This is a genomic window from Pseudidiomarina terrestris, from assembly GCF_030466405.1.
Lineage (GTDB): Bacteria > Pseudomonadota > Gammaproteobacteria > Enterobacterales > Alteromonadaceae > Pseudidiomarina > Pseudidiomarina terrestris.
In genome coordinates, this window is sequence record NZ_JAGGJF010000009.1 from 1 (window position 1) to 26,086 (window position 26,086).

The following is a 26,086-nucleotide window of genomic DNA, read 5'->3' on the forward strand; positions in this document are numbered from 1 at the left end:
ATGACTATAACAAGAGTCGACCTCATCGGGCTTTAAATAACCTGCCACCCTTGCAGTTCGTGGCATCCATTGAAAATTGAACAGCTCAATTCATTCAGGGAGTGGTTCTAATAATGGGGGCCTGTCACCGAATTCGTTATAGTAGTTCTTAGTTGGTATCCCGTCTGGGAGACCGTCTGCTTTCCTATAATGAAGTATATAAAGCACTAACCTAGCGTATGACGTCAACGGCCGCTGACTATCGCTTGATATAGTTCGGTCTTGTGGATTTTGATGAAACAAACGGTCTAATATTGTATTCGCGCTTTGGTCCATGTGTTTAAATAACTACCTATATGTATTTATTAAAAATCACGAAGTGACATCACTAAGTGACAAGTGTTAAAATAGCATCTATATTTATTTAAGTGAAGGTGTGGACGTAATGAATGAAGAACAGATAGAGAAAGAGTCTTTTGACTTATGCCACGCGTTAGGAATAAGAAATGATGAAGAGCAGCAGTGGCTATCCAATTATTTGAAATCTACTGTTGGCTTAGATAACGCAATGGTTACTTATTTAGTTACTGGTAATAAACTTTGGGAGCAGAGCACGGCTCATAATGACCCAAGAGAAAAACGATTTAAAAGAATAAAAAGTGCATTAACCAGTCGGCGTAATAGAAAGAAAAAAAAGCAAAATAAAGTGGCTATATCGGCTTGGATCGAACATAGCACACGACGCGAATTTGATCGATTTATGGTGTCCAAAGGTTACTTGATTTCGGATGGCTTAGACTCAATTATAAAAATGGGTATTGATAACTTTCGTGATTACTATGAGGATGAAATTCAAAAGCATAAAGAGCATATTCAGGAGGAATATGCGAAGCGCCTCGAGAAAGCAAAGGACATCAATACAACACAGCGTAATCGAGAGAATCAAAGTCTGAAGAGAATACGGAAATTTGTGTTAGATGAGTTCATTGACAAGTACTCAGCGAAAGCGATAGCTCGAGGTATTGCATTACAGGCATTGGCGAAGGATCTAGATGGCCTGATTGACAGAGAATTTGATGAGGACACTCGCAATAATTTTAAGCTGGTCGCAGGTGCCTTAGAAGAAAATATTGAGCAGATGTATGGTACTGTGAAAAAGTATCGTAATTCGCAGAAAATCACTAACCTAGGTGAGCTCGATGACTATAATAAGTCAAGTGAGCAGCTCGGAAAGAAAGCTAAGAGGCAAGAGAAAAAGCTGAATAAGGAACGAGGAGACAGCTGATTCATCAAGCTCGATTTTTAGTATTCCATTATGTATTCCAAAGCTTGTCTGCTTTATATTAAATGATTTATTATCAAGGGGTTGTCGTTAAAATAAGACTCCCGCCAGCTCCACCAAATCTAAATAAAAAGCCGCTCATCGAGCGGCTTTTTTTATGCTTGCAAATCTGTAGGCTTTCAATGACGTACTAGTCTTTTAAGCTAATAGCTTGGTTTAGATTCGAAAGCTTCCACAGTGGCTTAACCGGGCCCCAGGTTCATTAGAATACATAAATGAATCCGACGCCTACTTCGGCTTCGTAATTATTACGAGCGATTGGGCTCTCGCGCACTTCACTACTATAATATTCAAAGAGTGCTTCGCCGTAGATCTGCCAATTGTTGTTGACGTAATGGCGGAAATTATAATCAATTCCAATCGAGCGTAATCCGCCACTTAGGTGGGTCTCAGGTAAGCCTGATGCAGCCGCTTGATTCGCGTCGATGCCGAAACCTTTGTTGGCGTACTCGCTGTCATGAACGACCATAACCAAATTAAGCTCAGAACCGGTACCGTTCATTTGGTCTCCGAAGCGGTGGCCCACTCCAAACAGACCCAGATTTCCGTCACCACCGGTCACGACACGACCCACCAGCCAATTGCGCCAATTGGAATCGAAAGCGCGACGCGCTTGCAGCACGAGTTCAGCACCCTCATCTTGATCACCGAGCCCATCCAGGTGACCGTCGTCGGAATCGCCCTCTTCGCGGCCTTCGTCAAAGCCCACCGTGGCCTCTAACAACCAGGTGTCAGCGCGAAGACCTCGCCAGCCTAGTGCTTCACCGGCAAAGTAGAAAATATTGTCGCCACTACGCCATTGCACGGCGCCCGCAGGCTGGAGTTCCCATCCAAATTCGTCGGAGCCTTCATAGGCAGATTCATATTCAACACCCAAGCCTAACCCGAAGGCCCAACCATCCTCACCGCGAGTGAAGTCGTCAAGCGAGGGCAAAGGTACCAGAGCTGTTTCCTCGTCTTGCGCGAATGCAGCTTGAGAGGTGAGCCCGTTCAGGCACAACACTAACAGTAAACCGATAAATTTTTTCATGCAGAATCCTCACAAGTTTTACACTGGGCGGTGGCTATTGGTCCGCCTCTAACGTCGACATATCAATCACAATCCGGTGCGCAACTTCGCCTTTCTCCAGGCGTTTGAGGGCATCGTTGATTTGATCCATACGAATCATTTCGCATTTCGGATGAATGTCATGTTCGGCGCAGAAGTCGAGTACCTCCTGGGTTCGCTGTATACCGCCAATCAACGAGCCGGAAACGCCGCGATTACCAAACACCATCGGCATAGTATTGAGCTCATTGACAGGACCGACCTGGCCGACCACAACCAGCGTACCGCCAACATCCAGTAACGGCATGTAAGGGTTTAGGTCGTGTTTAACCGGCACGGTATTAATAATGAGATCCAGACTGTTTGCAGCATTTTCCATAGTCTCTTCATCGGTGGAGAGGACCACGTCGTCTGCACCCATTTCTCTGGCTGTATCGACTTTGCCTGCTGAATGCGTCAGTACGGTAACCTTAGCGCCCATTGCTTTTGCTAACTTCACTGCCATGTGGCCGAGGCCGCCAAGACCGATTACGCCAACTCTGCTGCCTTCTTCTACTTCAAAGTCGCGGAGCGGGGCAAAGGTGGTAATGCCGGCACAGAGAATAGGTGCGGCGCGTTTCATATCTAATTGGTCTGATACGGACAGCACAAACTCTTCCCGCACTACGATATGCTTTGAATAGCCGCCGTAAGTAATGTTGCCGTTGATACGATCAGGGCTGTTATACGTCTGCGTCATACCTTCCCGGCAGAACTGCTCGTCACCATGTTCGCACTGATCGCATTCCTGGCAGCTGTCGACCATGCAGCCAACCGCAACATTGTCGCCGACTTTATAGCTTTTCACGTCTTTGCCGACATCAATGACTTTGCCGACAATTTCATGGCCGGGAACCATCGGGTATTCACTCATGTCCCAGTCGTTGCGTAGCTGGTGGAGATCCGAGTGACAGATACCGGTGTAAAGGATCTCAATGGCAACATCATTGTCACGCAAGTCACGGCGTTCAAAATGAAACGGGGCTAAGTCATCCTGTGCGGAATGCGCTGCATATCCTACAGTTTTCATATCTTCTCCTTTACTGAGTTAAAAGGCTTTCGCGCCAATAATCATTAAGTCTAGCTGGGTATTTGAAATTTGCTCAATCGTTCGGCGCGCGGCTATTTATGCTTGCGACCTTTAAATCCGACGGTTTTGATCCAAACTTAATAGTAAGCAACTAGAAGAGACACACCATCAACACGAGGGATGACGATTATGGTTGATAAAATTAAAGCGTTACGACTCAAAGAGCCGTTCGGGCTGGAGAATATTCAGGTGACGGAGATGGATGATCCTGGCGAGCCTGGCCCCGGCGAAGTGCGCGTGCGTATTAAAGCAAGCTCACTTAACTATCATGATTACAGCGTCGCTGCGGGTCACATGAACACAGAAGATGGACGTATTCCCATGTCTGACGGCGCCGGTGTCGTCGAAGCTGTGGGGCAGGGTGTGGAAGAGTTCACCGTAGGGGATCACGTAGTCTCGACGTTTTTCCCAACCTGGCAAACAGGTCCTGCTCGTGTCGCTGACTTCAAGAACACTCCGGGGGATGGTATTGATGGCTACGCGCGCGAGGTGGTGGTGCGGCCAACCAATTATTTTACCCATCAACCGCGCAATTATAGTCATGCTGAATCTGCAACCCTTACCACTGCAGGGCTTACGGCCTGGCGGGCATTGGTTGTGGACGGCGGCATCAAGCCGGGCAGCACCGTGTTGGTGCTGGGCAGTGGCGGCGTTTCTGTGTTTGCTTGTCAGTTGGCGAAAAGTCTCGGCGCAACGGTGTTTGCGACATCCTCTTCGAACGAAAAGCTGGAGCGCTACAAAAAGCTGGGAGCTGATCATCTGATCAATTACCAAGAAGACCCGGAGTGGGGCAAAACGGTACGCAAACTGACCCATGGCCGTGGTGTTGATCATGTTGTCGAAGTTGGTGGACCCGGAACCTTACCGCAATCCATTGATGCTGTAGCGATAGGTGGGCATATTGCCCTGATTGGTGTGCTGACCGGCAGCGAGGGCAAGGTGCCAACTGCAAAATTGATGGCGAAGCAGGCCCGGCTCGAGGGATTGATCGTCGGCAGTTGCGAGTATCAGAAAGATTTGGTGCGCGCTTTAGAAGCCAATGGTGTAAAACCTGTGGTGGATAAAACCTTTGCCTTTGAAGAACTTGCTGATGCTTTTCGCTATGAGAAAGACGGCAAACATTTCGGCAAAATCTGTCTGGAATTCTGAGGTTAAATCTTCGCCGTGATAGTTTGTTTAGCGCTTTCTAAATGAATTAAGCCATTTACTTGCGTTCGCCCAGCCTTTGTTGTTTCATGAAAGTTGGGCGTTCGGTCGTAATCGCGGCTCAACATTACAGTTTGCATCGTTTTTTAAGGACAGCAGTTTGATCATTCGTAAACGTGCAGCAGCCGTGATCACCGTTTTTTTCTGTGCCGGATTATTTCTTGTCTGGATTCTCTCTAATTGGGTGGCTGACCTGGCCAAAGAGCGCTTGCAGCAAGATGCAAATGATGAATTACGCTCGCAGGTTCTGTTGGCAAAATCCAAGCTGGAATCGGCGCTGTTCCGTGATGTGTTTTTGGTCGATAGCCTGGCAACCCTGTTTAATATTGATCCGCAGGCTTCCGGGGAGAACTTTTACGAAATTAGCATTCGCTTGCTTGAACGGGCCGAGAATGTTCGCAATGTCGGTATGGCACCCAATGATATTGTTGAGAAGAACTACCCTGTGGAAGGTAATGAAAAAGCCATAGGTCTTGATTTCAGAACTGTCCCCTCGCAGTACGAAACTGTTCAGGCTGCACGCCAGGCACAAGATATTTTCCTGGCTGGTCCGCTGGAGCTGGTTCAGGGCGGACGGGCGCTAATTGCGCGGGTTCCGGTGTTTACGGATTATCCTGCGAATGAGAATTACTGGGGCTCTTTGAGTGTGGTTATAGACTACGAGAGCCTGATGGAGTCAGCAGGTTTATCCCGTATCGAAAATACCGAAATTGCAATTCGCGGTCGCAATGGCAAAGGTCGCGACGGTGAGGTTTTCGAGGGCACTCCCGAGACCTTTGCAAACGCCGACTATCAGGGGCCTGTCGTTGTACCTAACGGTGAATGGTGGCTTGCCGCGAACTTTAAAGACAGTCTGACTAAGGAGCAGGAAAATCTGTTGCAGTTGGGACGCTGGAGTCTGATCGGTATTTATATACTGCTCTTTTGCAGTGTTTGTATGCTTTGGATTTTCTACCGTGCTGAGCGGCACAGAGCGAATGAAGATTTCTTAACGGGCTTGAGCAATCGCCGCTTTGCGCTCAGTTACCTGAACCGATTGATGAGTGAAGGTAACGACAGAAATCGGTTTTGTGTTCTGACGATTGATCTGAATGACTTCAAGGCCATTAATGATACCCACGGTCATGACACCGGTGATGACATGTTGAAACTGGTGGCCAGAGGGTTAGAGACCGCGGTGCGTGCCTCCGATATAGTAGCACGCATGGGGGGCGATGAATTCTTGGTGATTTTAAATCGCTGCAAAGATAAGGAGCAGGCCGACAAGATCATCGATAAAATTAGAGCCCAGGTTGAACGCCAGCATATTCAGGCACACGGGCTCATCCTCTATCCATCTTTAAGCATCGGCTGTGCTTGCAACTCAGAGGGCGGCCAGGATAAAGCCACATTGTTAAAACTGGCCGATGAGCGCATGTATGAGAACAAGCTCAGTATTAAGAAAAAGCAAAGCTGAGCAAGACTCAGCTTTGTGCTAACCCGATAAGATAATTGGCAAGGGCGCCCATTCCTGTTTCCCCATTAGGCTGATTGGCGCGTTGCTCTGCGGCCTGGTTGTAATTGGTGTTCGTATTCACATCGTAAACAAACAACTCGCCGTCCGCATTTTCGATAAATTCAATTCCCGCCACATCAATACCGTTATCATGCAGGAAATTCTCCAACAAGCTAAGGATCGGATGTTCGTCAAAGCGCTGGGTTAGCGTAAATTTATGCGACTGTTGATCGGTCGGACAAAACTGATCTTCGATAGAGCAATTATCTGCCGGACAAAGTTCGAAGCCATCTTCAGTGTTCACCTGTACCGTATAGACAAATCGCCGGCCAACAAATTCTGCCCGGGTAATAAAGGGCTCCCGCGGCTGAATATACTCCTGCAACAACCAGGTACCATCAAGGGGCTCGTCTAGGTCAGGGCGTTGCAAGTACTGAGCTAACTCTGACACCGTGTTGAAACGCTGCACGCCAAGCCCTTTACCCCCGCGGTTAGGCTTCACAATAAGTGGCCAATGCTCGAAAGCTTCCGCGGCGGCAACAATGGCGTCTTTACCGACCACCGCATGAGTTTTTGGCACCTGCAGGCCGGCGCGTTGTAGGGCCGCGTATTGCGAAAGCTTGCAAACTTCCAGGGCCAGTACCTGCCGCCGATTCACGACGGTGCACTCATAGCTTTCCAGCCAGGTCAGCACTGCCTTGGTCAGTTCCGGTGCAAAACGGTGACCACGCGTGTGCGACGATGCACTCATGCGGTTGTAATAGACAGCATCCGCCGGGCGCTCGCTAAAGGGAACGCTGCCGTTATCGAGAAACCATTCAATGGCGGTCACGCCACGCTGGCGGAACTCTTCGCGCAGCGTCACCAGCCACTCATCATTTTCATGGATAATCACGATGTCTTTCATTTGTTTCTCGCAGTTGCTCGGATAATGCTGTCATTACAATCCTTTGCCAAAATCCGATCAATACCAAAAGGTTATAGCTTGGACGATGCGGTTCTAGGCGCGAACGCGCTGCGCCTGAAAAATAATTTAATTTCGCTGAACCTGAGATTTAGGTGTATTGTTTTTTTACATGAGCTTGAGATTCGCACAATTGCGTTGTTACTGGAGTTGCCGGAAGGCACGGTGAAATCCCGCTTACACAGGGCCAGAAATAAATTGAAAACCCTTTATTTAGCTGAATAGGAGAGCTAACTCATGTCGACAAATGATAAGTTTGAAGAGGACCTACAGCAGCAGTCTGCGGAGCTTAAAAAGCTGATGAGCTCGGACACCGGCCTCACCGGGTATTTGAAGGTCGGTTTTAGTTCGCTTCTTGGTTGGGTCATGGTGTTTGCTTATGCGCTGGCCATCATCTTAACCGGGTTTATTTTTTGGACGGGCTACGAGTTCTTTACCGCCGCGCCAGAGCATCAGTTATTCTGGGCCGTCTGCTTAATCCTGGTGTTTAATGCGCAGGTGGCGATCAAAACGTGGATATTTTTTGAGACCGGCCGCACCCACACTGCCAAAGAGATCCGGCGCATGGAAGTGCGTCTGGCACAGCGCCTGGGTGCCAAAGAGTTAAGCTAAGAGAAGCTGGAGGTAACGAGGGGGGTATTTGCAAAAAGCGACTTCGCTTCCTAGATTTAGTACTCACACTATGTTTGGGTAACTAAGCGAGGGAGTAGCATGTACCGATCCAGTTTTCTCATCTTTCTGCTTGGCCTATTGCTGTCATCGAACGCCAATGCGCAGCAACAGGTGCTCAAAGGCGCAACGCTTTACGATGGTACCGGCGCGGCGCCGGTGGAAAATAGTCTGATTGTGGTCGAGCAAGGCCTGATCAGTTGCGTAGGCCCTGACTGTAACTACGCCGCGGATGCCGAAATGATTCAGCTTGAGGGGCATTATGTTACGCCGGGGCTGGTCGATGGGCATGTGCATTACGCTGCCAGCGGCTGGTTTGATACACGTCCTGTGTACCCATTTCTGTCTGAAACCTACGACCTGCAACAGGCTCAGTCTTACCTTCAGCAAAATCCGGAGAAGTTTGATCGGAGCTATTTGTGCTCTGGCGTGACTGCTGTGTTTGATACGGGGAGTTTTCCCTGGACCACCTCATTGCAGGAAGGCTCCATAGCCAATCCGGAGCGCCCGCGTTTTGTTGCTGCTGGTCAGCTGTTGACCCACGGTGAAACCCGGGTCAGCGAGACGGTATTAAACAACCAAGTCGCCAACGGCGTGCACGAATTCCTACCCATGAGTACCAATGAAGAGGCGCTGGCCAGTGTCGCAGTGGTCGCAGCCAGCGGTGCCAGCGCTTTAAAAGTATGGTTCGACCCATTACCTCCGGAGCGTGCGGCGGAGTACTACGAACGGCTGCAGGTGATTGCCGATGCTGCGCATCGCCAGGGCCTACAATTTATCGCCCATACGGTCAATCTGGCTGACGCTAAAGCTGCGGTGGCAGCAGGCGCCGATGTTCTGGTTCACAGTGTCTTTGCCGATCTTGTCGACGAGGAGTTTGTTCAGGCCATGGTTAAGAACGACGTGGTCTATGAGCCGACAAGTAGTTTCGGGTATACCAACTCGTTACAGACGCTCAGTATTCTGCTTGGCGAACAACCTGACTTTTATGACCCAAATCATTGCATCGATCCAAGGACGCGACAGCTGGTCACTGAAGGACATGAAAAAATGGCCGAGTTTTACAGTAAAAACGTAAGCTCCTCAGCGTTTGTCCGTGACACTTTGCTTTATGGAGAAGAGCAATACATCGTCAAACATAACTTGCGCAAACTGCATGAGGCCGGGGCCACTATTGCGACCAGTACAGATGCAGGGAATCCGGGAATGTTCCATGGTCCGTCAATGCTTATTGAAATGAAGAATATGCAGGCGGCCGGAATTCCAGCGGCTGATGTGCTGGTAATGTCGACCAAAAATGGCGCTAAGGCTTTGGGCCTGGAACACACGCTGGGTACAGTTGAGGTGGGTAAAAACGCGGACCTGGTGGTGTTAAGCGAAGATCCCGGCAACGATGTCGCGGCCTATCGCTCCATCAAGCAGGTGATGCGCTTCGGTAAGCTGCATAAGATCGAAGATTTAAGCTACGCAGAGGTGACCGACTGAGTTATTGACTCAGTTGTTGCTGGAGGTAGTCAAGCACCACGGTCACTGCGGCCGTGGTGTATTTTCGTTCAGGGTAGAGTAAATGCACCGGGACAGGTTGCGGCATAAAATCATCAAGTGCAGTTTCAATTTGCCCCGCAGCGATCATTTCATTTAGCGAGTAGCTGGGCATATAAGCCAACCCCAGATCAGCCAGCAGTGCCGCGCGCATGGCACGATTGTCCGATACCGCAAAGCGGCCATTAACTGTTACCTGGATGAGTTGGTCATCTTCGTAAAAGCGCCACAGCTTATCCGCAGCTTTAGCACTATCGGTGATGCACTGGTGCAGGCCAAACTTGTAACTGAGTTCATGCGGGTGTTTGGGCTTAGCGTGGCTGGCAAAATAGCCTTTTGATCCGGCTAACACGATCGATAAAGGAGCCACCCGGCGAAAGTAGAAACTGGAATCTTTGAGCACGCCGCATCGAATCGCAATATCGACTTTTTCACCGACCAGATCAACGAGCCGGTTGGTGAGTTGCAAGTCAACGTCCAATTGGGGATAGGTGGCTAAGAGATGCGGTATTAAGGGAGCGATTCGTGTCGCTCCATAATTTACCGGAGCGGTCAGAGTAACGCGACCACTTGGCGTGGTGCGCATCGCACCGATATGCTCATAGGCCAAATCGGCTTCCTGCACGATTTCGCGGCAGTGCTGATAAAAGTCTGAACCGGCAACTGTTGGCGAAAGTTTGCGCGTGGTACGCACCAGTAATTTAGTTTGAAGTTCTGTTTCAAGACGTGCCACCGCTTTACTGACGGCACTTTTAGAAAGCTCAAGTTGTTGTGCTGCACGAGTAAAACTTCCAGTATCCATCACCGCTGCAAAAATGGCCATGTCGGCAAATCGGTCAAGCATCTCGGCATCCTTATTGTGTCCCGTAGGAAACAATGATTTTCACTTATCGGGTCTAATCATATTCTACGGAAACAATATACTTATCTTGCTTAAACAAACCAACACTTATTTGGAGACCGACATGAAATTCTCAAAAGACTTTTTAAAAGCTTTAGGTTCATTATCACGTGGCACCATGGTCCACCAGGGCAATTATAAAGTAGCCCAGTTCAAACAGCCGTTAATTAAGCCGCATGGCTATGATGAGCTGGTGAATCAGCTGGTGAACCATCCAACGGCGCAGCAGTGTTGCTGTGCACCCGTTTAATTGCATCAGGCGTCCAGCCTCACGGCACAATCAGGTTTTGTGCCGTGAGGTATCTCGATCTCGGGTCCGTAAAAAGAACGCCACGACGGCAGCAGTCGCGGCCCCCATAAGTAGTGCGCCGATAACAGACTGGATGATGTAGGACTCAAGACTAAAGTACTCGCGCGCTGCCGCTGGCTCCATTAGCCCCTCATTGATGGTGTAAGCCTGCATATTGGCGAAGAAGTCCGGCGAAATGAGATAGTGCGCAATGATTTGCAGCAAAGGTGATAACGCGGCAACGACCACCGCAATGATGACCCCGCTAAGAAAACCTTCTATCCAGCGCATTTCCTGGTTAGGCAGCGAAGCTCGTTTGTCACGCAATGCCAAGACATAGATGACGACTGCGACGACGGCAAAGAGATTGGTAAAATAAGCGTGATATTCAATATGCTCATCATGCAGTCCAGTCAGGCGTTCAATCAGTAACCACACCAGAATGGCTCCGGAGAAAAGCACACCCCATTTTAATTCCTTCAGCATCGTATGTTTCCTTATTTTTATGAGTCGATGCGGCATGACTCTTTCACTTGGCTCTAGCTCAATAATAGTTTGAAAAAGCGGAAAAGAAAAACTCTCATCATCGCCGGCAAAAAGTTGATCAGGATCAAAGTTTACAGGGAGTAACCTTATAAAATACAGGGAGATTAACTAAGGAGTGCTGTATGAAAAAGTCGTTGCTAGTAAGTAGTTTAGTGGTTTTAGGTTTTGCAGGGCCTGCAGCCGCGGATATTTCAGTGAACGTCGGTGCCATTGGCGTCATGCCAAATGATGATAGTGCATCGTTACCTGTCATTGAAAGCGTCGCTGGCATGACCAGCGGAAGCACAGGCGTGAGTGTTGATAATAATACCCAGCTTGGGATCACCTTTGATTATCAGCTGGATAAAAACTGGAGTCTGGAGCTGATCGCGGCCACTCCTTTCAAACACGAAATCCACGGCAAAGGTAGCCTGGCAGGCTTAAAAATTGGTGAGACCAAACATTTACCGCCAACCTTGCTGGCGCAATACCATTTTGACATCGGCAGCGAACGTGTGGCCCCCTTTGTTGGGCTAGGTGTTAACTACACGACTTTCTTTGAGGAAAAGGTGAGCCCGGAACTGGCAAGTGTGTTGACGGATCTGGCTGTGGTTACAGCAAATGACAGTGTGGATTTAGCACTTTCAAACAGCTGGGGCTATGCGCTGCAAGCTGGTGTAAATGTCGAAATGACCGAGCGCTGGGGCTTGCATTTGATGGTCAGTCGTATGGCTATCGATACGGTCGCAGATGTTCGTATTAACGGCACGACCATTGATTCTGCTGCGGTGGATATTGATCCGACTGTGGCCATGCTTGGAATTCGTTATCGTTTTTAAGGAGGCAGATCATGCAACTGCTAAAAGCGTTTTTCACTGATCCGGTGATTTTCTTTCCCTTTACCGGTTTAGCCATTTTGCTTGGTATTTGCATCTTTTACGCGGTGTATTTCATCTCAAAAATGTCTGAATCAGCGTGATCAAAGTTTTGCTGACCTCCGTAAACACTACTGAGTGACGAAAGTTCGTAACGGAGGTCAGCCTTTGTCTGCAAAATTAATTTTATTTTACGATGGGGGCTGCCCTCTGTGCGTTCGCGAAATGCGCCATCTCAAGGCTCTCGATAAACAGGGCAAGATTCAGTTTGAAAGTATCTGGGCTGACAATTTCTCTGTGCGCTTTCCAGCGATCGATGTCACCGAAGCCAACCGAATACTGCACGGGTTAACTCCTGACGGCAAGATGATTTACGGACTTGATGTTACCTATGCGGCCTGGTCTGCAGTCGGCCGTGGCTGGCTGGTTGCGCCGCTGCGCTGGCCGGGTATACGCTGGCTGGCGGACAAAGGTTATCTGGGGTTTGCCAGGCACCGAAACGCACTCTCCAAATTAATCACGGGTAAAGAGCGCTGTCTGCCTTGTTCTTTGGATGAATAAAGCCGCAGTATAGAGGTAGGGTCAACAAGGGATTGTTAGACTAAGCGGCGGGTGCTCCGCTCGCGGGAGCACTCACTCACTCCTACTATCAGTAGCTGTTCATCCCCATCATACCAAAGCCGACACCGAGCATTGCCATACCAAAACCAAGTACTATTGCGATGAGCATCCACAATAACGTAGCCTTGGCCCAGTTTGATTTAGAGGGTTTAGTACCGCTTGAAAATGCCCAAATGATCAGTGCGATGATGTTTACAATTGGAATAAACGTGAGCAAGAGCGTCAGCATCCACTCGCCGACACTGACAGTGCTTGAGCTATCGAAACCTTGATGATCCATAGTTATTGTCCTTGTTATTGTTAAGAAAGTGGAACAACATTAAGACCTTAGGCGCACGGCTAAATCGTGTCAATTAAAAATAAGAGTGATCAAAGATGAATCGCAGTTTAGTACTCATTATATTGATAATGGTGGCACTACTAGGGAGCTGTTCAGTTATGGCCAAGGATTTTACAATCGTCGTCGTTCGGCACGCAGAAAAAGCCGTTGCCGAGAGTGACCCTGCATTAAACAGTAAGGGCAAACAGCGTGCTCAGCTACTTGCGGAGATGCTGAGCAAACTGGATCTTGAAGCGGTCTACAGCACACCATTTCAGCGCACAGAGCAGACCGCTCAGCCGGTGGCAAAGCGTTTTGATCTGGCTGTGCAGAACTACAAGGCGGGTGATGGAGAGGTGCTGGTAGAGAAACTGCTGGCAGCTGAGCAAACCGCGCTGGTCGTGGGGCACAGTAATACAGTACCTGGGATCGTTGGCGCCCTCGGTGTGGAGGTTGAAAGCATGACTGAAAAGGAATACGGCGATGTGTTTTTACTTCATTTTCGGGACGGGCAGCCCCGCTTGCATCGTCTGATGATCCCAATGATCGAAGAAAAAGAGTGAGCGTGGCTTTGCTCACTCTTCCTGATGGGCAATCTCAATCCGGTTGCGGCCATTATGTTTGGCGCGATAAAGGGCTTTATCCGCGCGCCTTATCAAGCTAGCTGCGGTTTCACCCGGATGGTAGGTTGCACCACCAAAACTACCAGTTACAGAAAGATTACTGACCAGGTCGTGGAGGTCGGCGTTCATCAACGTGGTACGGATGCGCTCGCAAATGGGCATCAGGTTTGCTGTTTGTGCACCAGAAAGTAAGATGGCAAACTCTTCTCCGCCCCAGCGCGCGATCATGTCACTTTCGGGTGCTGAATCACGGATAAGCCTGGCCACGCGCTTGAGAACCTGATCACCGGTGGTATGCAAATAACGATCGTTTACCTCTTTAAAGTGATCCAAGTCCATTAAAATTAATGCCAAAGGTTGTTTCCCACCATGTTGTGCAACCTTTTGCCGCAATAGCTCATCGAAAGCTCTGCGATTGGCAAGTGTGGTCAGACTGTCCTGATGTGCCAGTTGCTGTAACGTCTCGGTCTGCTCACGCACCAGCTGCTGTAACCGCTCTTTACTGCGGGTAACCGTATAAATACGCAGTTGAAACGCCAGCCAAACTAGCAGTAATGACGCTAAAGCCAACGCCACCCAGATGCTCGGTCGCTGCCAGAGCGTAGGCAGCTTGTGCACAGTGAAAGTTGCTGAATCACTCCATTCGCCATTGGGGTAAGCTGCCTGAACCTGAAAAATAAAGGCCCCCGGAGGTAACTCTGTGTATGAGGCAATGAGCTGAGAGCCTGTTGGCTTGACCCAGTCCTCGTCATAGCCCGCGAGTTGCATACGGTAAAGGATGCTTTCCGAGTATTGATAACCCAAGCCGACAAACTGAAATTCGATACGGCCACTGTCAGGCTCAAGATAGGTGTTTTCCGAAATGGCATGGCCGTCAATAGTGACCTTTTCGATCACTGGTTGTGGCGGCGTCTGTCGAATCGCCTTGCTTTGTGCGGGACTGTAATGGCCTGCACCCCGCGAAGTTGCCACCCAGAGTTCTCCGTCTTTGGTGACCAGCATTGGCGGTCCACCGGTATTGATTTGGGCACTGGCCAGGCCATGATGGTGTTGATAAAACGTATGGGGCAGGGGGGTCGCAGGGTTATCATCATTTATAGCAAAGTCAAAGTCCTGGGCCGCCACATAAATTAAGCCTCGTCCTGAAGCAAGCCAAAGGTCACCTTTGTGATCACGGATGACATCAAAATACTTAATCGTCGGTAGTCCATTGTCTGCGTCGAAAACCTGCCACCTGTCCAGCTTTTTGGTGTAAACCAACAAGCCCCGGTCGGAGGTGATGTAAATACGCGCTTCATCCTCATAGAAACCAAAAATAAACTCAGCGTTACTGACTGAACTCACGTCAATGGGTTCAATTTTGCCATTGGAAAGTTTAGATAGGCCGCGCATACTGCCAATAAGTATCTCACCACTGCGCGTCTGGTGGAGGGCATAAATTACTTCATCTGGCAGCCCGTCATCGACACCAAAATAGCTAGGTGTAGCCAGGGTCCCATCGTCATTCATACGACTCTTCAGGACTCCAACAGACGTCGCTGCGTAAAGATAACCGTCACCGGAAATGAGTAAGCCACGAATATCGTTACCTGGAAAGCCGCTGTTCTCATTGTAGTGTGCGATTTCCCTGCCGTTTTCCAGCACATATAGTCCGTTGGTATAAGTGCCGATATAAAGCCGCTGGTCACGGTCATACGCGAAACTGAGGATACTTTCCGAGCGCACGTTACTGCTGGTATCGAGAGGTAACACGGCTTCATCTTTGATGCGTTTTATGCCGCCCAGACCACCGACCAGTACACTGCCGTCAGGAGCTTCAGTTAGCGCTCTGACGTAGTCGTAACCTAGACCAGTTTCGCCATGATGGCTATGGAACTGGGCCTTGCGAAATTGCACTAACCCGCGATGGGTGCCTACCCAAAGTGTACTCTCACTATCCATGAAGATACTGAGAATGTGATTATTCGGCAGGCCCTCCGCGATTGTGACCATTTGCGGCGATGAGGGTGTCAGCGTGGAGATGCCGTGCTCGTGCGTGCCAACCCAGAAACTACCCTCGGGTGCCTGATAGAGCTCGGTGATGGTACTTGGATACTGAGCCGGCCACGCTGTAACACTTAAGTCATCGGGGTCGACGACAAAAATGGCGCGACCAATACTGATATAAATCGCCCCGTCCTGGGCGGCAACGATGCCAAAACTGTAGCCTTGAGGAAGTTGTTCGAGAGTTCTGAAGCGATTAAGCTGCGCATCGAAATAGGCTACACCCGCATCTGTTCCAGCCCAGATACGTCCGCGTTGGTCCTGCTCCAACTCAAGTATTTTAGCGCTGGGCAAGCCTTGGGTTTTGTCGTACTGGGTGCGGGTATCACCGCACTCGCGGACAACACCAGTGTTGACGGTTGCGTACCAGGTGCAATCTATAGACACAAAGAGAGCGTAATCAACACGGTCAAAGACACGCGGCTGGGGCGTCCAATAGCCGCCGGTGGGGGAGCTTTGGTAATAACTCACACCGCCACGGGTGCCGGTCGAGATCATTTGTTTCGTAAAAGGGTTCTCGGCAACGTATAGCGAGCCTGGGTCGGGCAGGCCTGTTTCTTCTGCAAATAATTCAAAATTGCGGCCGTTAAAACGCACCGGACCTTCCCAGCTGGCGATCCAAAGGTAGCCCTGGCTGTCCTGGGTGATGTGATTGACTGAGTTGTGAGGTAGCCCGTCGTTAGTGGACCAAACACGCAGTGCCCGATCCCCCAGCGGAGGGGCATCAAGTTCAGTTCCGTTAACGGTGCAGACCGTAAAAATTGCCAACACCAGGGTAATTACTTGTCGGTACGCTATGGGCATTAGTATCAAGTTCCGTTAAGCTTAGGCTATCGGTACAATCGGCATGAATTATAAGCAATGAAAGACGAACGCGACCTCAGCGAACTTATTGAAATCATTCCTGACGCGGCTCTTGTTGTCAATCAACAGGGCATTATTGTTTTGGTCAATCAGCTGGCCGCGTCAATGTTCCAGTATCCACACAATGAGCTGCTAGGTTCGCAATTAGATAACTTACTTCCCGAAGGTATCCGGGCGCAACACAAATCCCATGTTGGACAGTTTTTTAATTCGCAAAAGAACCGACCTATGGGTCGCGGCTTTCGTTTTTTAGGCCAGCGCAAAAACGGTGATACCTTTCACGTTGATATCATGCTCAGCCACGTTACCGTAAAAAGTGAGTCATTCGCCATTGCCTTTATTCGCGATGCAAGCCAGAACCGTGAAACAGAAGAGAAAATTCGGCGTCAGCTCGAGCTTGAACGGCAACAAGCGCTCACGGATTTTTTAACCGGTGTTGGTAATCGCCGGGCGTTTTACCAGGAGCTGGCCGCGGATATTGAAGAGCTGAAACTTGGCCATCATACATTCAGTGTTGCCTTGATTGATCTGGACAATTTTAAACGCTTGAATGACACCCTTGGTCACGATACCGGCGACAGAGCTCTGCAAGCTATTGCCAATGGCATTTGCGTAGCTACGCGAGGCACTGATTTTGTGGCTCGGATTGGTGGCGATGAGTTTGCGAGCATTCATCCGGGAGCCAGCTTAGAGGATAGTCTGGTGATTCTGGAGCGCGCGCGCGAGCAGGTTCTTAAAGTCAGTGCTGAAAATGACTGGGAACTGAGTGTGTCTATTGGTATTTGCCACTGCGCTGATGCTGATTTGGCTGTGCGAGGGGAATGTACCGTCGAAGCTATTTTGCGAGTCGCGGATGCCGCAATGTATCAAGGCAAACGCTCGGGCAAAAATCAGATCACCGCTGCGCAGCTGACGCTTTGATATTCGAAGCAAAGGACTTTAAAGCTTGCAGTGACATAGGCTTAGCATACAGATAGCCTTGTACTTCCTGGCAGCCTTCATTAGCTAAATAACGTGCCTGCTGCTGACTTTCCACACCTTCGGCGACCACTCGAAGTTGTAATGCTTTTGCCATAGCTAAAATGGTTTTGACTAACCGTGCGTCATGCGCATTGCTGGCGATATCACGGACGAAGCTTTGGTCAATCTTAAGCTCCTGTATCGGTAGCAGACGCAAGGTGCTGAGTGATGAGTAACCTGTGCCAAAATCATCCAAAGACACCTGCACGCCACGCTCACGTAGTACCTGAAGCACATTCTTCACGCCTTCCAGATTTAATAATGCTGAGGTTTCGGTGAGTTCTAGTTCAACCACTGACCAGTCATCCTTAGGTAACTCCGCCAGATTGTGTAAAAAACGCTGCGAGCTTTGATTGGTATTGAAGTCTGCAGCCGAGACGTTAAATGAAACCCGTGGAATTGGCCGATAAAGTAATTCTGCTTGCAGCAGCTCGCTGATTGCGGTCTGCATAATAAAGTCCGTAATTTCACAGATAAGACCGTGTTTTTCTGCCAGGGGAATAAATACGTCGGGTGGAATGAGCCCCTTTTCCGGGTGATGCCAGCGCGCTAAGACCTCAACGCCACTGATACTGTGGTCATCGAGTCGGAATTGCGGCTGGTAAACCACGCTAAGTTTCTTATTGGCGATGGCAGCTTTCAGGTCAAACAGCAACTTAGTGCGCTTAGAGGCATGCTCACCGTATTCTGTCTTATAAACCCGTAGCCGGTTACTGCCCATTGATTTCGCTTCTTCAAGCGCGGTCAGCGCGCAATCGATGAGCGCTTCGCTGGTTTTTGCATCGGTAGGGAAGCGGGCAAGGCCAAAGCAAGCGGACAGCGCTGAACCGGGTAATTCGGGGATGCTAATGGTCTGGATCAACTGTTGCAGATGTTGCACCTGCGGCAGAACCTGATCAGGCCAGGCGGTGACAGGCATTGCTATCGCAAATTCATCAGCACCAAAACGGCTCAGTAAAACACGTTGCTTGAAGTGATCCCGTAATAGTGAGGCAACGCTCTGTAAAAAACGGTCGCCGACGTCACTGCCTGCCGTACTGTTGAGTTGCTTGAAACCGTCAATATTGAGAACCACGAGGGCCAGACTCTGGTCGTTGTCATCAGCGAACTCGATTTCGCTGGCAAGCTCGCGCCCAAACATATGTCGGTTCAGCAGCCGTGTCAGACTATCCCGCTCAGATAAGTTACGCTCGCGCTCAAGCGCCGATTTTGACAGCCAATAAAGGATACCGGCGGTTAAGATAACGTACGCCCAGCCCTTAAGTGTCTGGAATTCGGTGAGTAAGTTGGAGTCTGCGGCAAACGCGAGCAAAATCTGGTCCGAGAATCGAATCCAAACTAAACCCAGTACTAAATAACAAATTGCTATGAACGCAGCGACACGGCGCGGTGACATAACTGTCTGTACTCCTTTGCTCAATAACTCCTCAGTCGTGAAGCTACTTAGTTAAACCATAGCAAGGAGTACAGAAATTACCAATTATTTAACTTTTTAAATACGTTTTATGGAAATTCAAATGGTCCTCGATAAAGCTCGCAATGAAATAGTAGCTATGATCATAACCTTCCTGCAGTCGTAACTGGGCTATCAGGTCATGTTTTTCTGCGGCTTCCTGTAAGGTGGTGAAGTTAAGCTGCTCGGCTAGGAAGTTATCAGCACCGCCTTGATCGACCAGTAATGGCGGGCATTTCTTGCCATCACGGATAAGTTCCACGGCGTCGTATTCGCGCCAAAGCTCACGGTCTGAGCCGAGGTACCCTGTGAAGGCTTTATGACCCCATGGGCACTCCGTGGGGTGCGCAATGGGGGCAAAGGCGGAGACGCTGGCAAAACGCCCGGTTTCGCGCAGTGCCATGACCAAAGCGCCGTGACCCCCCATGGAGTGGCCGCTAATACTCATCTGACCATTCAGCGGCAGAGCGTCTGTCACCAGGTTAAGTAACTCTTTGCTGATGTAGTCATACATCTGGTAGTGCTTGGCCCAGGGCTGCTGAGTCGCATTGACGTAGAAACCGGCACCTTTGCCGAAATCATAGGCATCATCATCAGCGACCTGTTCACCGCGCGGGCTGGTATCGGGAATGATCAGCGCCAGGCCGAGCTGCGCGGCAACCCGTTGTGCACCGGCTTTGCTGCTAAAGTTTTCATCGTTGCAGGTCAGCCCAGACAGCCACAGTACCGAGGCAACCCGATCTTTGCGCAGCGCTTGCGGCGGCAGGTAGACGCTGAACTGCATGGTGCAGTTCAGCGTTTGGGAAACGTGTTCATAGCGGCGCTGCTCGCCGTTGAAGCAACGTACACTGCTTACTAACTTTAAGTTTGCTGGTGTCATGGTCAGCCTCGCTTAGTTATCGAAGTGAATCACCGAACGAATGGATTTACCTTCGTGCATGAGCTCAAATGCTTTATTGATATCCTCAAGCCCCATGGTGTGGGTGATAAAGGTACTGAGCTTAAACTCACCATCAAGATAGCGCTGTACATAGTCAGGTAACTGGCTGCGACCTTTGACGCCGCCAAAGGCACTGCCGCGCCAGACGCGACCGGTGACCAACTGGAAGGGGCGGGTGGATATCTCTTCGCCGGCACCGGCGACACCGATAATGACCGACTCGCCCCAACCTTTGTGGCAGCACTCGAGCGCGGAACGCATGACTTTGACGTTGCCAATACACTCAAACGAGAAATCTACGCCGCCATCGGTCATTTCGACAATGACTTCCTGAATCGGCTTTTCGTGATCCTGCGGATTGACGCAGTCGGTGGCGCCCAGCTGACGGGCGATGTCGAATTTGCTCTCGTTAATATCGATAGCAATGATACGACTGGCTTTTGCCATGACCGCACCAATAATGACCGACAGGCCAATGCCGCCTAAGCCAAAGACAGCGACGGTATCGCCTTCTTGCACGTTGGCAGTGTTCTTCACTGCGCCCATGCCGGTGGTGACGCCACAGCCGAGCAGGCAAACTTCTTCCAGCGGAGCTTCTTTACTGACTTTCGCCAGAGCGATCTCTGGAACCACGGTGCGTTCTGCAAAGGTGGAGGTGCCCATGTAATGGTAAATAGGCTTGCCGTTCTTCGAGAAACGCGTGGTGCCGTCTGGCATTAAGCCCCGACCCTGAGTACTGCGGATGGCCTGGCATAAATTGGTTTTGCCCGACTTGCAGAATTTACACTCGCCACATTCTGGGGTGTAAAGCGGGATAACATGATCCCCCACTTCTACGGAGGTTACGCCTTCACCGACAGCTTCGACAATGCCGCCACCTTCGTGGCCCAGGATCGCAGGGAAAATACCCTCAGGATCGGCCCCTGACAGAGTATAGGCATCCGTATGACATACGCCCGTGGCAACAATGCGAACCAGAACTTCACCTTTTTGTGGCGGCATCAGGTCGACTTCTTCAATACTCAGAGGTTCGCCTGGAGCCCAAGCGACAGCTGCTCGAGTTTTAATCATTTCCATGATGTCATCCTTTTAGTTTGTTTATACGTCGTGTGGTTATGGTACACCCTACGAAGTTTGATACCAAAAAGAACAAAAAAAAAGCCGCTCCGAAGAGCGGCTTGAAGGCAGAATAAAAAGTTGGATTTACAGCGGATTTCCGTTGCTGTCCAGCTTAGTCACAGTACCAAGGTTGAGTGAGCGCACTTCGTCTTCAATCAGACTCAGGTCGCCGATGATCACCCAGGTTAATGCGTTAGGACGTAAGACGTCGTCTGCAGTGCCACGAATCGTTTCGACTTCAAGTGAGCGAATGCGCTGGCCGTAATTTTCTAGCCAGGTCATGTCCTTGCCTTTTTCCAGGGTGTTGACGATAGAACCAAGCAATGCTGCTTTGGTTTCGTATGCACCTGGAAGCTTCGCCGTTTTGTTCGAGATGACTTTCTCAAGTTCTTCATCAGTTGCCGGATTCCCACCTAAGTAACCTTCGAATTCTTTCAGGATTTCCTGAATCGATTCTTTGGTTTTGTCGGTTTGAACCGGAGCCGTTGCCAGCATCATGCCTGCTTCATCAGCTGCATACCAACTTGAACGCGCACCGTAAGACCAACCTTTGTCTTCGCGCAGGTTCATGTTCAGACGACTGGTGAAACTACCACCAAGGATGGTGTTCATTACGTCAATGGCTTCCGCGTTATCAGCATTGCTTGAAGGCGCTAAATGGCCAGCAATGATAGTTGACTGCGGGGTACCTGGTTGATCGATGAGGTACACGCGCGCTTCTTGCTGCGGCTCAACTGCAGTGAATTGCTTCTCTGGAGCGGCAGTAGCAGGGCTAGTCCATTCACCGAGGTACTGTTCAAGCAATGGCTTAATTTCAGCTTCGGTGGTGGCGCCAACGATCACTAACCGTGAAATGTCCGGACGTAACCAGGTTTCAGCATGCTCAACCAGGTCAGCACGAGTAAGTGAGTTGATCGATGCTTCAGTGCCAGATCCGGTGAATGGCACGCTGTAGGCGTGATTATCACCGAAAATCAGCTGCGGCAGTACGCGGAAGGCTTGCGAGGTAGGCTGTGCTTTCTCTTTCTTGATACTTTCAATCCAGAGACCACGCTTGCGCTCGATTTCTTCTTCTGAGAACGCTGGGTTCATCAACACGTCGGCCATGATGTCCAGGCTTGGCACCAGGCTGGTGACCAGGGTATCCATGCTTACCGTTGAATTATCAAGGCTGGCACTGGCGTACAGGTTGGTACCTAATGACTCAAGCTCTTTGCTTAGTTCCAGGCTATCACGCGAGGTCGTACCTTCACGTAACATGCTCATGGTGTAGCTGGCCGTACCGACTTTGCCACCAAAATCTGAGGCGTAGCCGCTGTCGATCACCAGACGCATTTGTACCGTAGGTACGTCATGGCGCTCGGCTAACGCAACTTCTAAACCATTGGACAGGGTAAAGGTGGTCAGTTCCGGCAGCTCCAGTTGTGGCAATTCACCAACTTCTGGCAGTTCTGAGCGATCCGCTTGGGCTGCAATGGTGGTGTAGTTAGGTTGTGGAACTACGTTGAGGACAAAGGCACCATCACTTAACCAGCGCTCTGCAGCCGCTTGCACTTTTGCAGGAGTTGCTGCTTTCAGGTGCTCCATTGATTGCTCATAGTAGCCCGGGTCACCGTGGTAAACTTCACCGGCAGCCAGAATGTCTGATTTACCGCCAAAACCACCAATACGTTCTGCGCCGCGTACGAAGCCAGCAACAGTACTGAACTTAGTACGTTCCAGTTCTTCTGCGGTGGGGCCTTCTGCAATGATTTTCGCAACTTCTTCATCAATGATCGCTTCGATACGATCCATGTCGACGCCAGGTTTGGCATCGGCAATGATAAAGAACTGACCTGCCAGCACACGCTCGTAGTTAAAGCCTGAGACCATGCTCGCAATTTGCTCATCATAAACTAGACGCTGGTACAGACGTGAGTTCTTACCACTGGCAAGAATATCTACTAATAAACCGAGGTAATCGGAGTCAGCAGTACCCATTTCGGCCGTGTTCCACAACTTGTAAAGACGTGCAGCAGGAACATTGTCTTCCATGGTTGCACGCTTGGTGCCTTCGCGCTTGGCCACCCAGCTGTTGAGTTTCTTCAGTGGTTTACCGGCTTCGATATCACCAAAGTACTTATTCATTTTCTGCTTGGCAGTTTCAACGTCAATGTCACCGGCCAATACCACGACCGCATTGGCTGCGCCGTAGTAGTCGTTAAACCATTGGTGCACGTCATCCAGTGACGCTGCATTTAAATCTTCCATTGAACCGATCACTGACCAGGAGTAGGGGTGACCTTCAGGGAAGGTTTGTTCGGCCAGGAAACCGAACACACGGCCATACGGCTGCGCTTCGCCCTGACGTTTTTCGTTTTGTACAACGCCGCGCTGCTCATCAAGCTTTTCCTGGGTTACTGCGCCAAGCAAGTGGCCCATACGGTCGGATTCCATCCACAGCGCCATGTCTAATGCCGGAGTAGGAACGTTCTGGAAATAGTTAGTACGGTCACTGTTGGTGGTCCCGTTCATGTCGGTTGCACCGGCACGTTCAAACGGACCGAAGTACTCGTCGTCGTAGTTTTCGGTACCGTTAAACATTAAGTGTTCGAACAAATGGGCGAAACCGGTCTGGCCTTCGCTTTCATCTTTTGAGCCAACGCCATACCAGACGTTGACGGCAACGATGGGGGCTTTACGGTCTTCATGCACGACAACGGTTAAGCCGTTATCCAGGGTAAAAGTTTCGTAGCTGATATCAACATCAGGCAAATTCTGTTGTTGCTGCGCGGTGACAGCATTATTCGCTGACGCTTGTTGTGCGGTTGCCTGGCAACCGCCAAGTAGAACTGTAGCAACGGCCATGGCCGTCAATGTTTTGGATAATCGCATAGCTATCTTCCGTTTTTAGTGTTTTAACGTTTCGATAATACTTCAGTGACCGGTTGTTGTAACTTTGTGAAAGGCAGAAAAATGTAACAAGATTGGTCAATCGGTTACAACGCTTCCAATTACCCAGTGGATCAAGGATAATTGCCGGCTGTTATCAGGCAAATGAAGAATTTTAGTGTGGGACAAACAACCATTATAGCCATCGCTGGTGCCTCAGCGTCAGGTAAAAGCTTATTTGCATCAACTGTTTATCAAGAACTGGTTGCCGAACTCGGCGGTAAGGGTATCGCTATCCTCGCAGAAGATGCTTACTACCGCGATCAAAGTCATCTGACGTTCGAGCAACGCCAACTGACGAACTACGACCATCCATCAGCTTTCGAGCATGAGTTGTTAGTGGAACACCTGGAACAGTTGCGCACAGGTGAGCCGGTGGAGATGCCGCAGTACAGCTATAAAACACACACCCGCACCGAAGAAACCATCAAAATTCAGCCTGGCCGTGTCATCATGGTTGAAGGGATCTTGTTGCTCCACGATCCACATTTGCGTAAGTTATTCGATATCTCGGTGTTTATGGACACGCCACTTGATGTGTGTTTGTTACGACGCGTTACCCGGGATGTAGAAGAGCGGGGCCGCACCATCCAGTCCGTCGCCGAGCAGTATGAGGAAACGGTTCGCCCTGCATTTTTTGAATTTATTTTGCCATCAAAACAGTTTGCTGATTTAGTGGTGACTCGCGGCGGTCAGAATGAGATTGCCATTGACCTTATAAAATCGAAAATCCGTCAGTTATTGGCGGAATAAGAACTAACAACAACACGGTCTAATCTATGAATAGTTTTCTCGGCATCGCCATATTGTTCCTTATCGCTTTTATTTTTTCCAATAGCCGAAAAAATATTCGCTGGCGCACAGTAGGCGGTGCGTTTGCCATTCAAGTTGCCCTTGGTGCTTTTGTTCTATACGTGCCCTTTGGGCAGGACGTGCTTTTTGCCGTCGCCTCTGGGGTGGCGAAGATTATTGCCTTCACCGGTGCTGGCATCGATTTTATGTTTGGTGGCCTGGCGTCCGCTGACTTTGGTTTCGTATTCGCCATTCAGGTGTTAAGCGTCATTGTCTTTTTCTCGTCATTAATTTCCGTACTCTACTACCTTGGCATCATGAAGTGGATCATCAAGATCCTCGGTGGTTCACTGCATAAAATCATCGGTAGCAGCCGTCCCGAATCTATGTCGGCAGCGGCTAATATCTTTGTTGGTCAGACCGAAGCACCGATGATGGTACGTCCATTTATTCGCAGCATGACGCGCTCAGAGCTATTTGCCGTCATGGTCGGTGGTATGTGCTCGGTATCGGGCTCAGTGCTGGCAGGTTACGCTGGCGTCGGGGTGGAACTAAAATACTTGATCGCAGCCAGCTTCATGGCTGCTCCGGCGGGTCTGATGATGGCGAAAATGATCATGCCAGAGCTGGATAAGCCGCGCGAAGATATCGAAAATATTATTGACGGCACAGATGCCCAGAAAGCCGGTGATATTGAAATCGAAGACCGTGCGGTCAACGTTATTGATGCGGCCGCGGCCGGTGCTTCCAGTGGTGTGCAACTGGCCATCAACGTTGGTGCCATGCTGATTGCCTTCGTTGCATTAATCGCGCTAATCAACGGAATTTTTGGTTGGGTCGGCAGTTGGTTTGGCTATCCCGACTTATCCTTACAGGAACTCTTTGGTTATGTATTCCAGCCGATTGCTTACGTACTTGGCGTAAGCTGGGACGAAGCCCAGCTGGCAGGTAGTTTCATTGGCCAGAAGCTGGTCATCAACGAGTTTGTTGCCTACCTCGACTTTGTCAATTACAAAGACCAGCTTAGTGCGCACAGTCAGGTGATTATTACCTTCGTGTTGTGTGGCTTCGCTAACTTTTCATCGATTGCTATTCTGCTTGGTGGCCTCGGTGGTATGGCACCAAGTCGCCGCCACGACATCGCCCGACTCGGTATGCGTGCGTTGCTCGCGGCAACTCTGGCGAACATGATGAGCGCCGCCATCGCGGGCTTTTTCTTTAGCATCTCTTAAGTAAATTTGGTTTACTACTAAAAAGCCCCATAGCTGGGATTGAAGTGACCCCATAAAGTTGGACTCATTTCTAAGCGGCTTCCAAGGTCTGGGTTCGATATTCAATCGGACTCAGGCCTTTTAGTTTGAGCTTAATACGTTTGGTGTTGTAATAATCGATGTATT

The 26,086-nt window shown here is 49.8% G+C and carries 26 protein-coding genes; 14 read left to right on the top strand and 12 right to left on the bottom strand.

The window, feature by feature from the left end:
- Positions 1-424: 424 nt before the first annotated feature.
- A complete protein-coding gene (locus J6J34_RS12290) occupies positions 425-1,264 on the top strand; it encodes a hypothetical protein (protein WP_301899105.1) in 840 nt (279 codons plus the stop codon).
- A 259-nt stretch (positions 1,265-1,523) separates the two neighbouring features.
- Here J6J34_RS12290 and J6J34_RS12295 read toward each other — a convergent pair whose 3' ends face one another.
- Positions 1,524-2,351 (bottom strand): MipA/OmpV family protein, encoded by an 828-nt coding sequence (locus J6J34_RS12295; RefSeq protein WP_301899106.1) that lies wholly within the window; start codon positions 2,349-2,351, stop codon positions 1,524-1,526.
- A gap of 34 nt (positions 2,352-2,385) precedes the next feature.
- Entirely contained in the window at positions 2,386-3,438 is a 1,053-nt protein-coding gene (locus J6J34_RS12300) for an NAD(P)-dependent alcohol dehydrogenase (RefSeq protein ID WP_301899107.1), read from the bottom strand.
- Between the two features lie 189 nt (positions 3,439-3,627).
- On the opposite strand from J6J34_RS12300, the gene J6J34_RS12305 reads away from it, so the two are divergent.
- Entirely contained in the window at positions 3,628-4,647 is a 1,020-nt protein-coding gene (locus J6J34_RS12305; RefSeq protein WP_301899108.1) for a zinc-dependent alcohol dehydrogenase family protein, read from the top strand.
- Positions 4,648-4,804: 157 nt separating this feature from the next.
- On the top strand, positions 4,805-6,160 hold the full coding sequence (locus J6J34_RS12310; RefSeq protein WP_301899109.1) for a diguanylate cyclase domain-containing protein: 1,356 nt from the start codon (positions 4,805-4,807) through the stop codon (positions 6,158-6,160).
- Positions 6,161-6,167: 7 nt separating this feature from the next.
- Here J6J34_RS12310 and J6J34_RS12315 read toward each other — a convergent pair whose 3' ends face one another.
- The gene (locus J6J34_RS12315; RefSeq protein WP_301899110.1) at positions 6,168-7,106 is read right to left on the bottom strand and encodes an ATP-grasp domain-containing protein; all 939 of its coding nucleotides are present in this window, start codon (positions 7,104-7,106) and stop codon (positions 6,168-6,170) included.
- 24 nt (positions 7,107-7,130) lie between these two features.
- Here J6J34_RS12315 and J6J34_RS12530 point away from each other — a divergent pair, with 24 nt between their 5' ends.
- The 3 genes from J6J34_RS12530 (at position 7,131) to J6J34_RS12325 (ending at position 9,317) form a co-directional block, all read left to right on the top strand.
- Positions 7,131-7,388 (top strand): sigma factor-like helix-turn-helix DNA-binding protein, encoded by a 258-nt coding sequence (locus J6J34_RS12530; RefSeq protein WP_418055219.1) that lies wholly within the window; start codon positions 7,131-7,133, stop codon positions 7,386-7,388.
- Between the two features lie 12 nt (positions 7,389-7,400).
- The gene (locus J6J34_RS12320; RefSeq protein ID WP_301836084.1) at positions 7,401-7,775 is read left to right on the top strand and encodes a DUF6768 family protein; all 375 of its coding nucleotides are present in this window, start codon (positions 7,401-7,403) and stop codon (positions 7,773-7,775) included.
- A 99-nt stretch (positions 7,776-7,874) separates the two neighbouring features.
- Positions 7,875-9,317 carry an amidohydrolase family protein gene (locus tag J6J34_RS12325; RefSeq protein ID WP_301836086.1) on the top strand — a complete coding sequence of 481 codons (1,443 nt, stop codon included), beginning with the start codon at positions 7,875-7,877 and terminating at the stop codon, positions 9,315-9,317.
- Position 9,318: 1 nt separating this feature from the next.
- Here J6J34_RS12325 and J6J34_RS12330 read toward each other — a convergent pair whose 3' ends face one another.
- Positions 9,319-10,218, bottom strand: coding sequence for a LysR family transcriptional regulator (locus J6J34_RS12330; protein WP_301720694.1), 900 nt, complete (start codon positions 10,216-10,218; stop codon positions 9,319-9,321).
- A gap of 121 nt (positions 10,219-10,339) precedes the next feature.
- Between J6J34_RS12330 and J6J34_RS12335 the strand changes: the two genes are divergently transcribed.
- On the top strand, positions 10,340-10,525 hold the full coding sequence (locus J6J34_RS12335) for a hypothetical protein (protein ID WP_301899111.1): 186 nt from the start codon (positions 10,340-10,342) through the stop codon (positions 10,523-10,525).
- A 30-nt stretch (positions 10,526-10,555) separates the two neighbouring features.
- Here J6J34_RS12335 and J6J34_RS12340 read toward each other — a convergent pair whose 3' ends face one another.
- A complete protein-coding gene (locus J6J34_RS12340; protein WP_301720691.1) occupies positions 10,556-11,050 on the bottom strand; it encodes a DUF4199 domain-containing protein in 495 nt (164 codons plus the stop codon).
- 182 nt (positions 11,051-11,232) lie between these two features.
- Here J6J34_RS12340 and J6J34_RS12345 point away from each other — a divergent pair, with 182 nt between their 5' ends.
- The 3 genes from J6J34_RS12345 to J6J34_RS12355 all read left to right on the top strand — a co-directional run bounded on the left by J6J34_RS12345 (position 11,233) and on the right by J6J34_RS12355 (position 12,525).
- The gene (locus J6J34_RS12345) at positions 11,233-11,928 is read left to right on the top strand and encodes an OmpW/AlkL family protein (RefSeq protein ID WP_301899112.1); all 696 of its coding nucleotides are present in this window, start codon (positions 11,233-11,235) and stop codon (positions 11,926-11,928) included.
- Between the two features lie 11 nt (positions 11,929-11,939).
- On the top strand, positions 11,940-12,068 hold the full coding sequence (locus J6J34_RS12350; protein ID WP_301720689.1) for a DUF3149 domain-containing protein: 129 nt from the start codon (positions 11,940-11,942) through the stop codon (positions 12,066-12,068).
- A gap of 64 nt (positions 12,069-12,132) precedes the next feature.
- Positions 12,133-12,525 (top strand): thiol-disulfide oxidoreductase DCC family protein, encoded by a 393-nt coding sequence (locus J6J34_RS12355; protein WP_301834141.1) that lies wholly within the window; start codon positions 12,133-12,135, stop codon positions 12,523-12,525.
- Positions 12,526-12,613: 88 nt separating this feature from the next.
- Here the strand turns inward: J6J34_RS12355 and J6J34_RS12360 are convergent, their stop codons facing one another.
- Positions 12,614-12,865, bottom strand: a complete 252-nt coding sequence (locus J6J34_RS12360) for a hypothetical protein (RefSeq protein ID WP_301720687.1) — start codon at positions 12,863-12,865, stop codon at positions 12,614-12,616.
- A gap of 158 nt (positions 12,866-13,023) precedes the next feature.
- Here J6J34_RS12360 and J6J34_RS12365 point away from each other — a divergent pair, with 158 nt between their 5' ends.
- The gene (locus J6J34_RS12365; protein WP_301720685.1) at positions 13,024-13,467 is read left to right on the top strand and encodes a SixA phosphatase family protein; all 444 of its coding nucleotides are present in this window, start codon (positions 13,024-13,026) and stop codon (positions 13,465-13,467) included.
- A gap of 12 nt (positions 13,468-13,479) precedes the next feature.
- Here J6J34_RS12365 and J6J34_RS12370 read toward each other — a convergent pair whose 3' ends face one another.
- Entirely contained in the window at positions 13,480-16,374 is a 2,895-nt protein-coding gene (locus tag J6J34_RS12370) for a ligand-binding sensor domain-containing diguanylate cyclase (protein WP_301899113.1), read from the bottom strand.
- A gap of 57 nt (positions 16,375-16,431) precedes the next feature.
- On the opposite strand from J6J34_RS12370, the gene J6J34_RS12375 reads away from it, so the two are divergent.
- The gene (locus J6J34_RS12375) at positions 16,432-17,355 is read left to right on the top strand and encodes a sensor domain-containing diguanylate cyclase (RefSeq protein WP_301720682.1); all 924 of its coding nucleotides are present in this window, start codon (positions 16,432-16,434) and stop codon (positions 17,353-17,355) included.
- Here J6J34_RS12375 and J6J34_RS12380 read toward each other — a convergent pair.
- The 4 genes from J6J34_RS12380 to J6J34_RS12395 form a co-directional block, all read right to left on the bottom strand.
- A complete protein-coding gene (locus J6J34_RS12380; protein WP_301836089.1) occupies positions 17,330-18,850 on the bottom strand; it encodes a putative bifunctional diguanylate cyclase/phosphodiesterase in 1,521 nt (506 codons plus the stop codon). The two genes, J6J34_RS12375 and J6J34_RS12380, sit on opposite strands and share 26 nt — an antisense overlap.
- Positions 18,851-18,938: 88 nt before the next feature.
- Positions 18,939-19,787 (bottom strand): S-formylglutathione hydrolase, encoded by an 849-nt coding sequence (gene fghA / locus J6J34_RS12385; protein WP_301834146.1) that lies wholly within the window; start codon positions 19,785-19,787, stop codon positions 18,939-18,941.
- 12 nt (positions 19,788-19,799) lie between these two features.
- Positions 19,800-20,924: an S-(hydroxymethyl)glutathione dehydrogenase/class III alcohol dehydrogenase gene (locus J6J34_RS12390; protein WP_301720679.1), complete on the bottom strand. Its 1,125-nt coding sequence runs from the start codon at positions 20,922-20,924 to the stop codon at positions 19,800-19,802.
- 126 nt (positions 20,925-21,050) lie between these two features.
- Positions 21,051-23,840: a M16 family metallopeptidase gene (locus J6J34_RS12395; RefSeq protein WP_301899114.1), complete on the bottom strand. Its 2,790-nt coding sequence runs from the start codon at positions 23,838-23,840 to the stop codon at positions 21,051-21,053.
- A gap of 162 nt (positions 23,841-24,002) precedes the next feature.
- Here J6J34_RS12395 and udk point away from each other — a divergent pair, with 162 nt between their 5' ends.
- The gene (gene udk, locus J6J34_RS12400) at positions 24,003-24,650 is read left to right on the top strand and encodes a uridine kinase (RefSeq protein ID WP_301774144.1); all 648 of its coding nucleotides are present in this window, start codon (positions 24,003-24,005) and stop codon (positions 24,648-24,650) included.
- 26 nt (positions 24,651-24,676) lie between these two features.
- Positions 24,677-25,921 carry a NupC/NupG family nucleoside CNT transporter gene (locus tag J6J34_RS12405; RefSeq protein ID WP_301899115.1) on the top strand — a complete coding sequence of 415 codons (1,245 nt, stop codon included), beginning with the start codon at positions 24,677-24,679 and terminating at the stop codon, positions 25,919-25,921.
- 70 nt (positions 25,922-25,991) lie between these two features.
- Here J6J34_RS12405 and J6J34_RS12410 read toward each other — a convergent pair.
- Positions 25,992-26,086 (bottom strand): IS3 family transposase (locus tag J6J34_RS12410; RefSeq protein WP_301899116.1); only part of this gene is annotated, 95 nt, incomplete at its 5' end.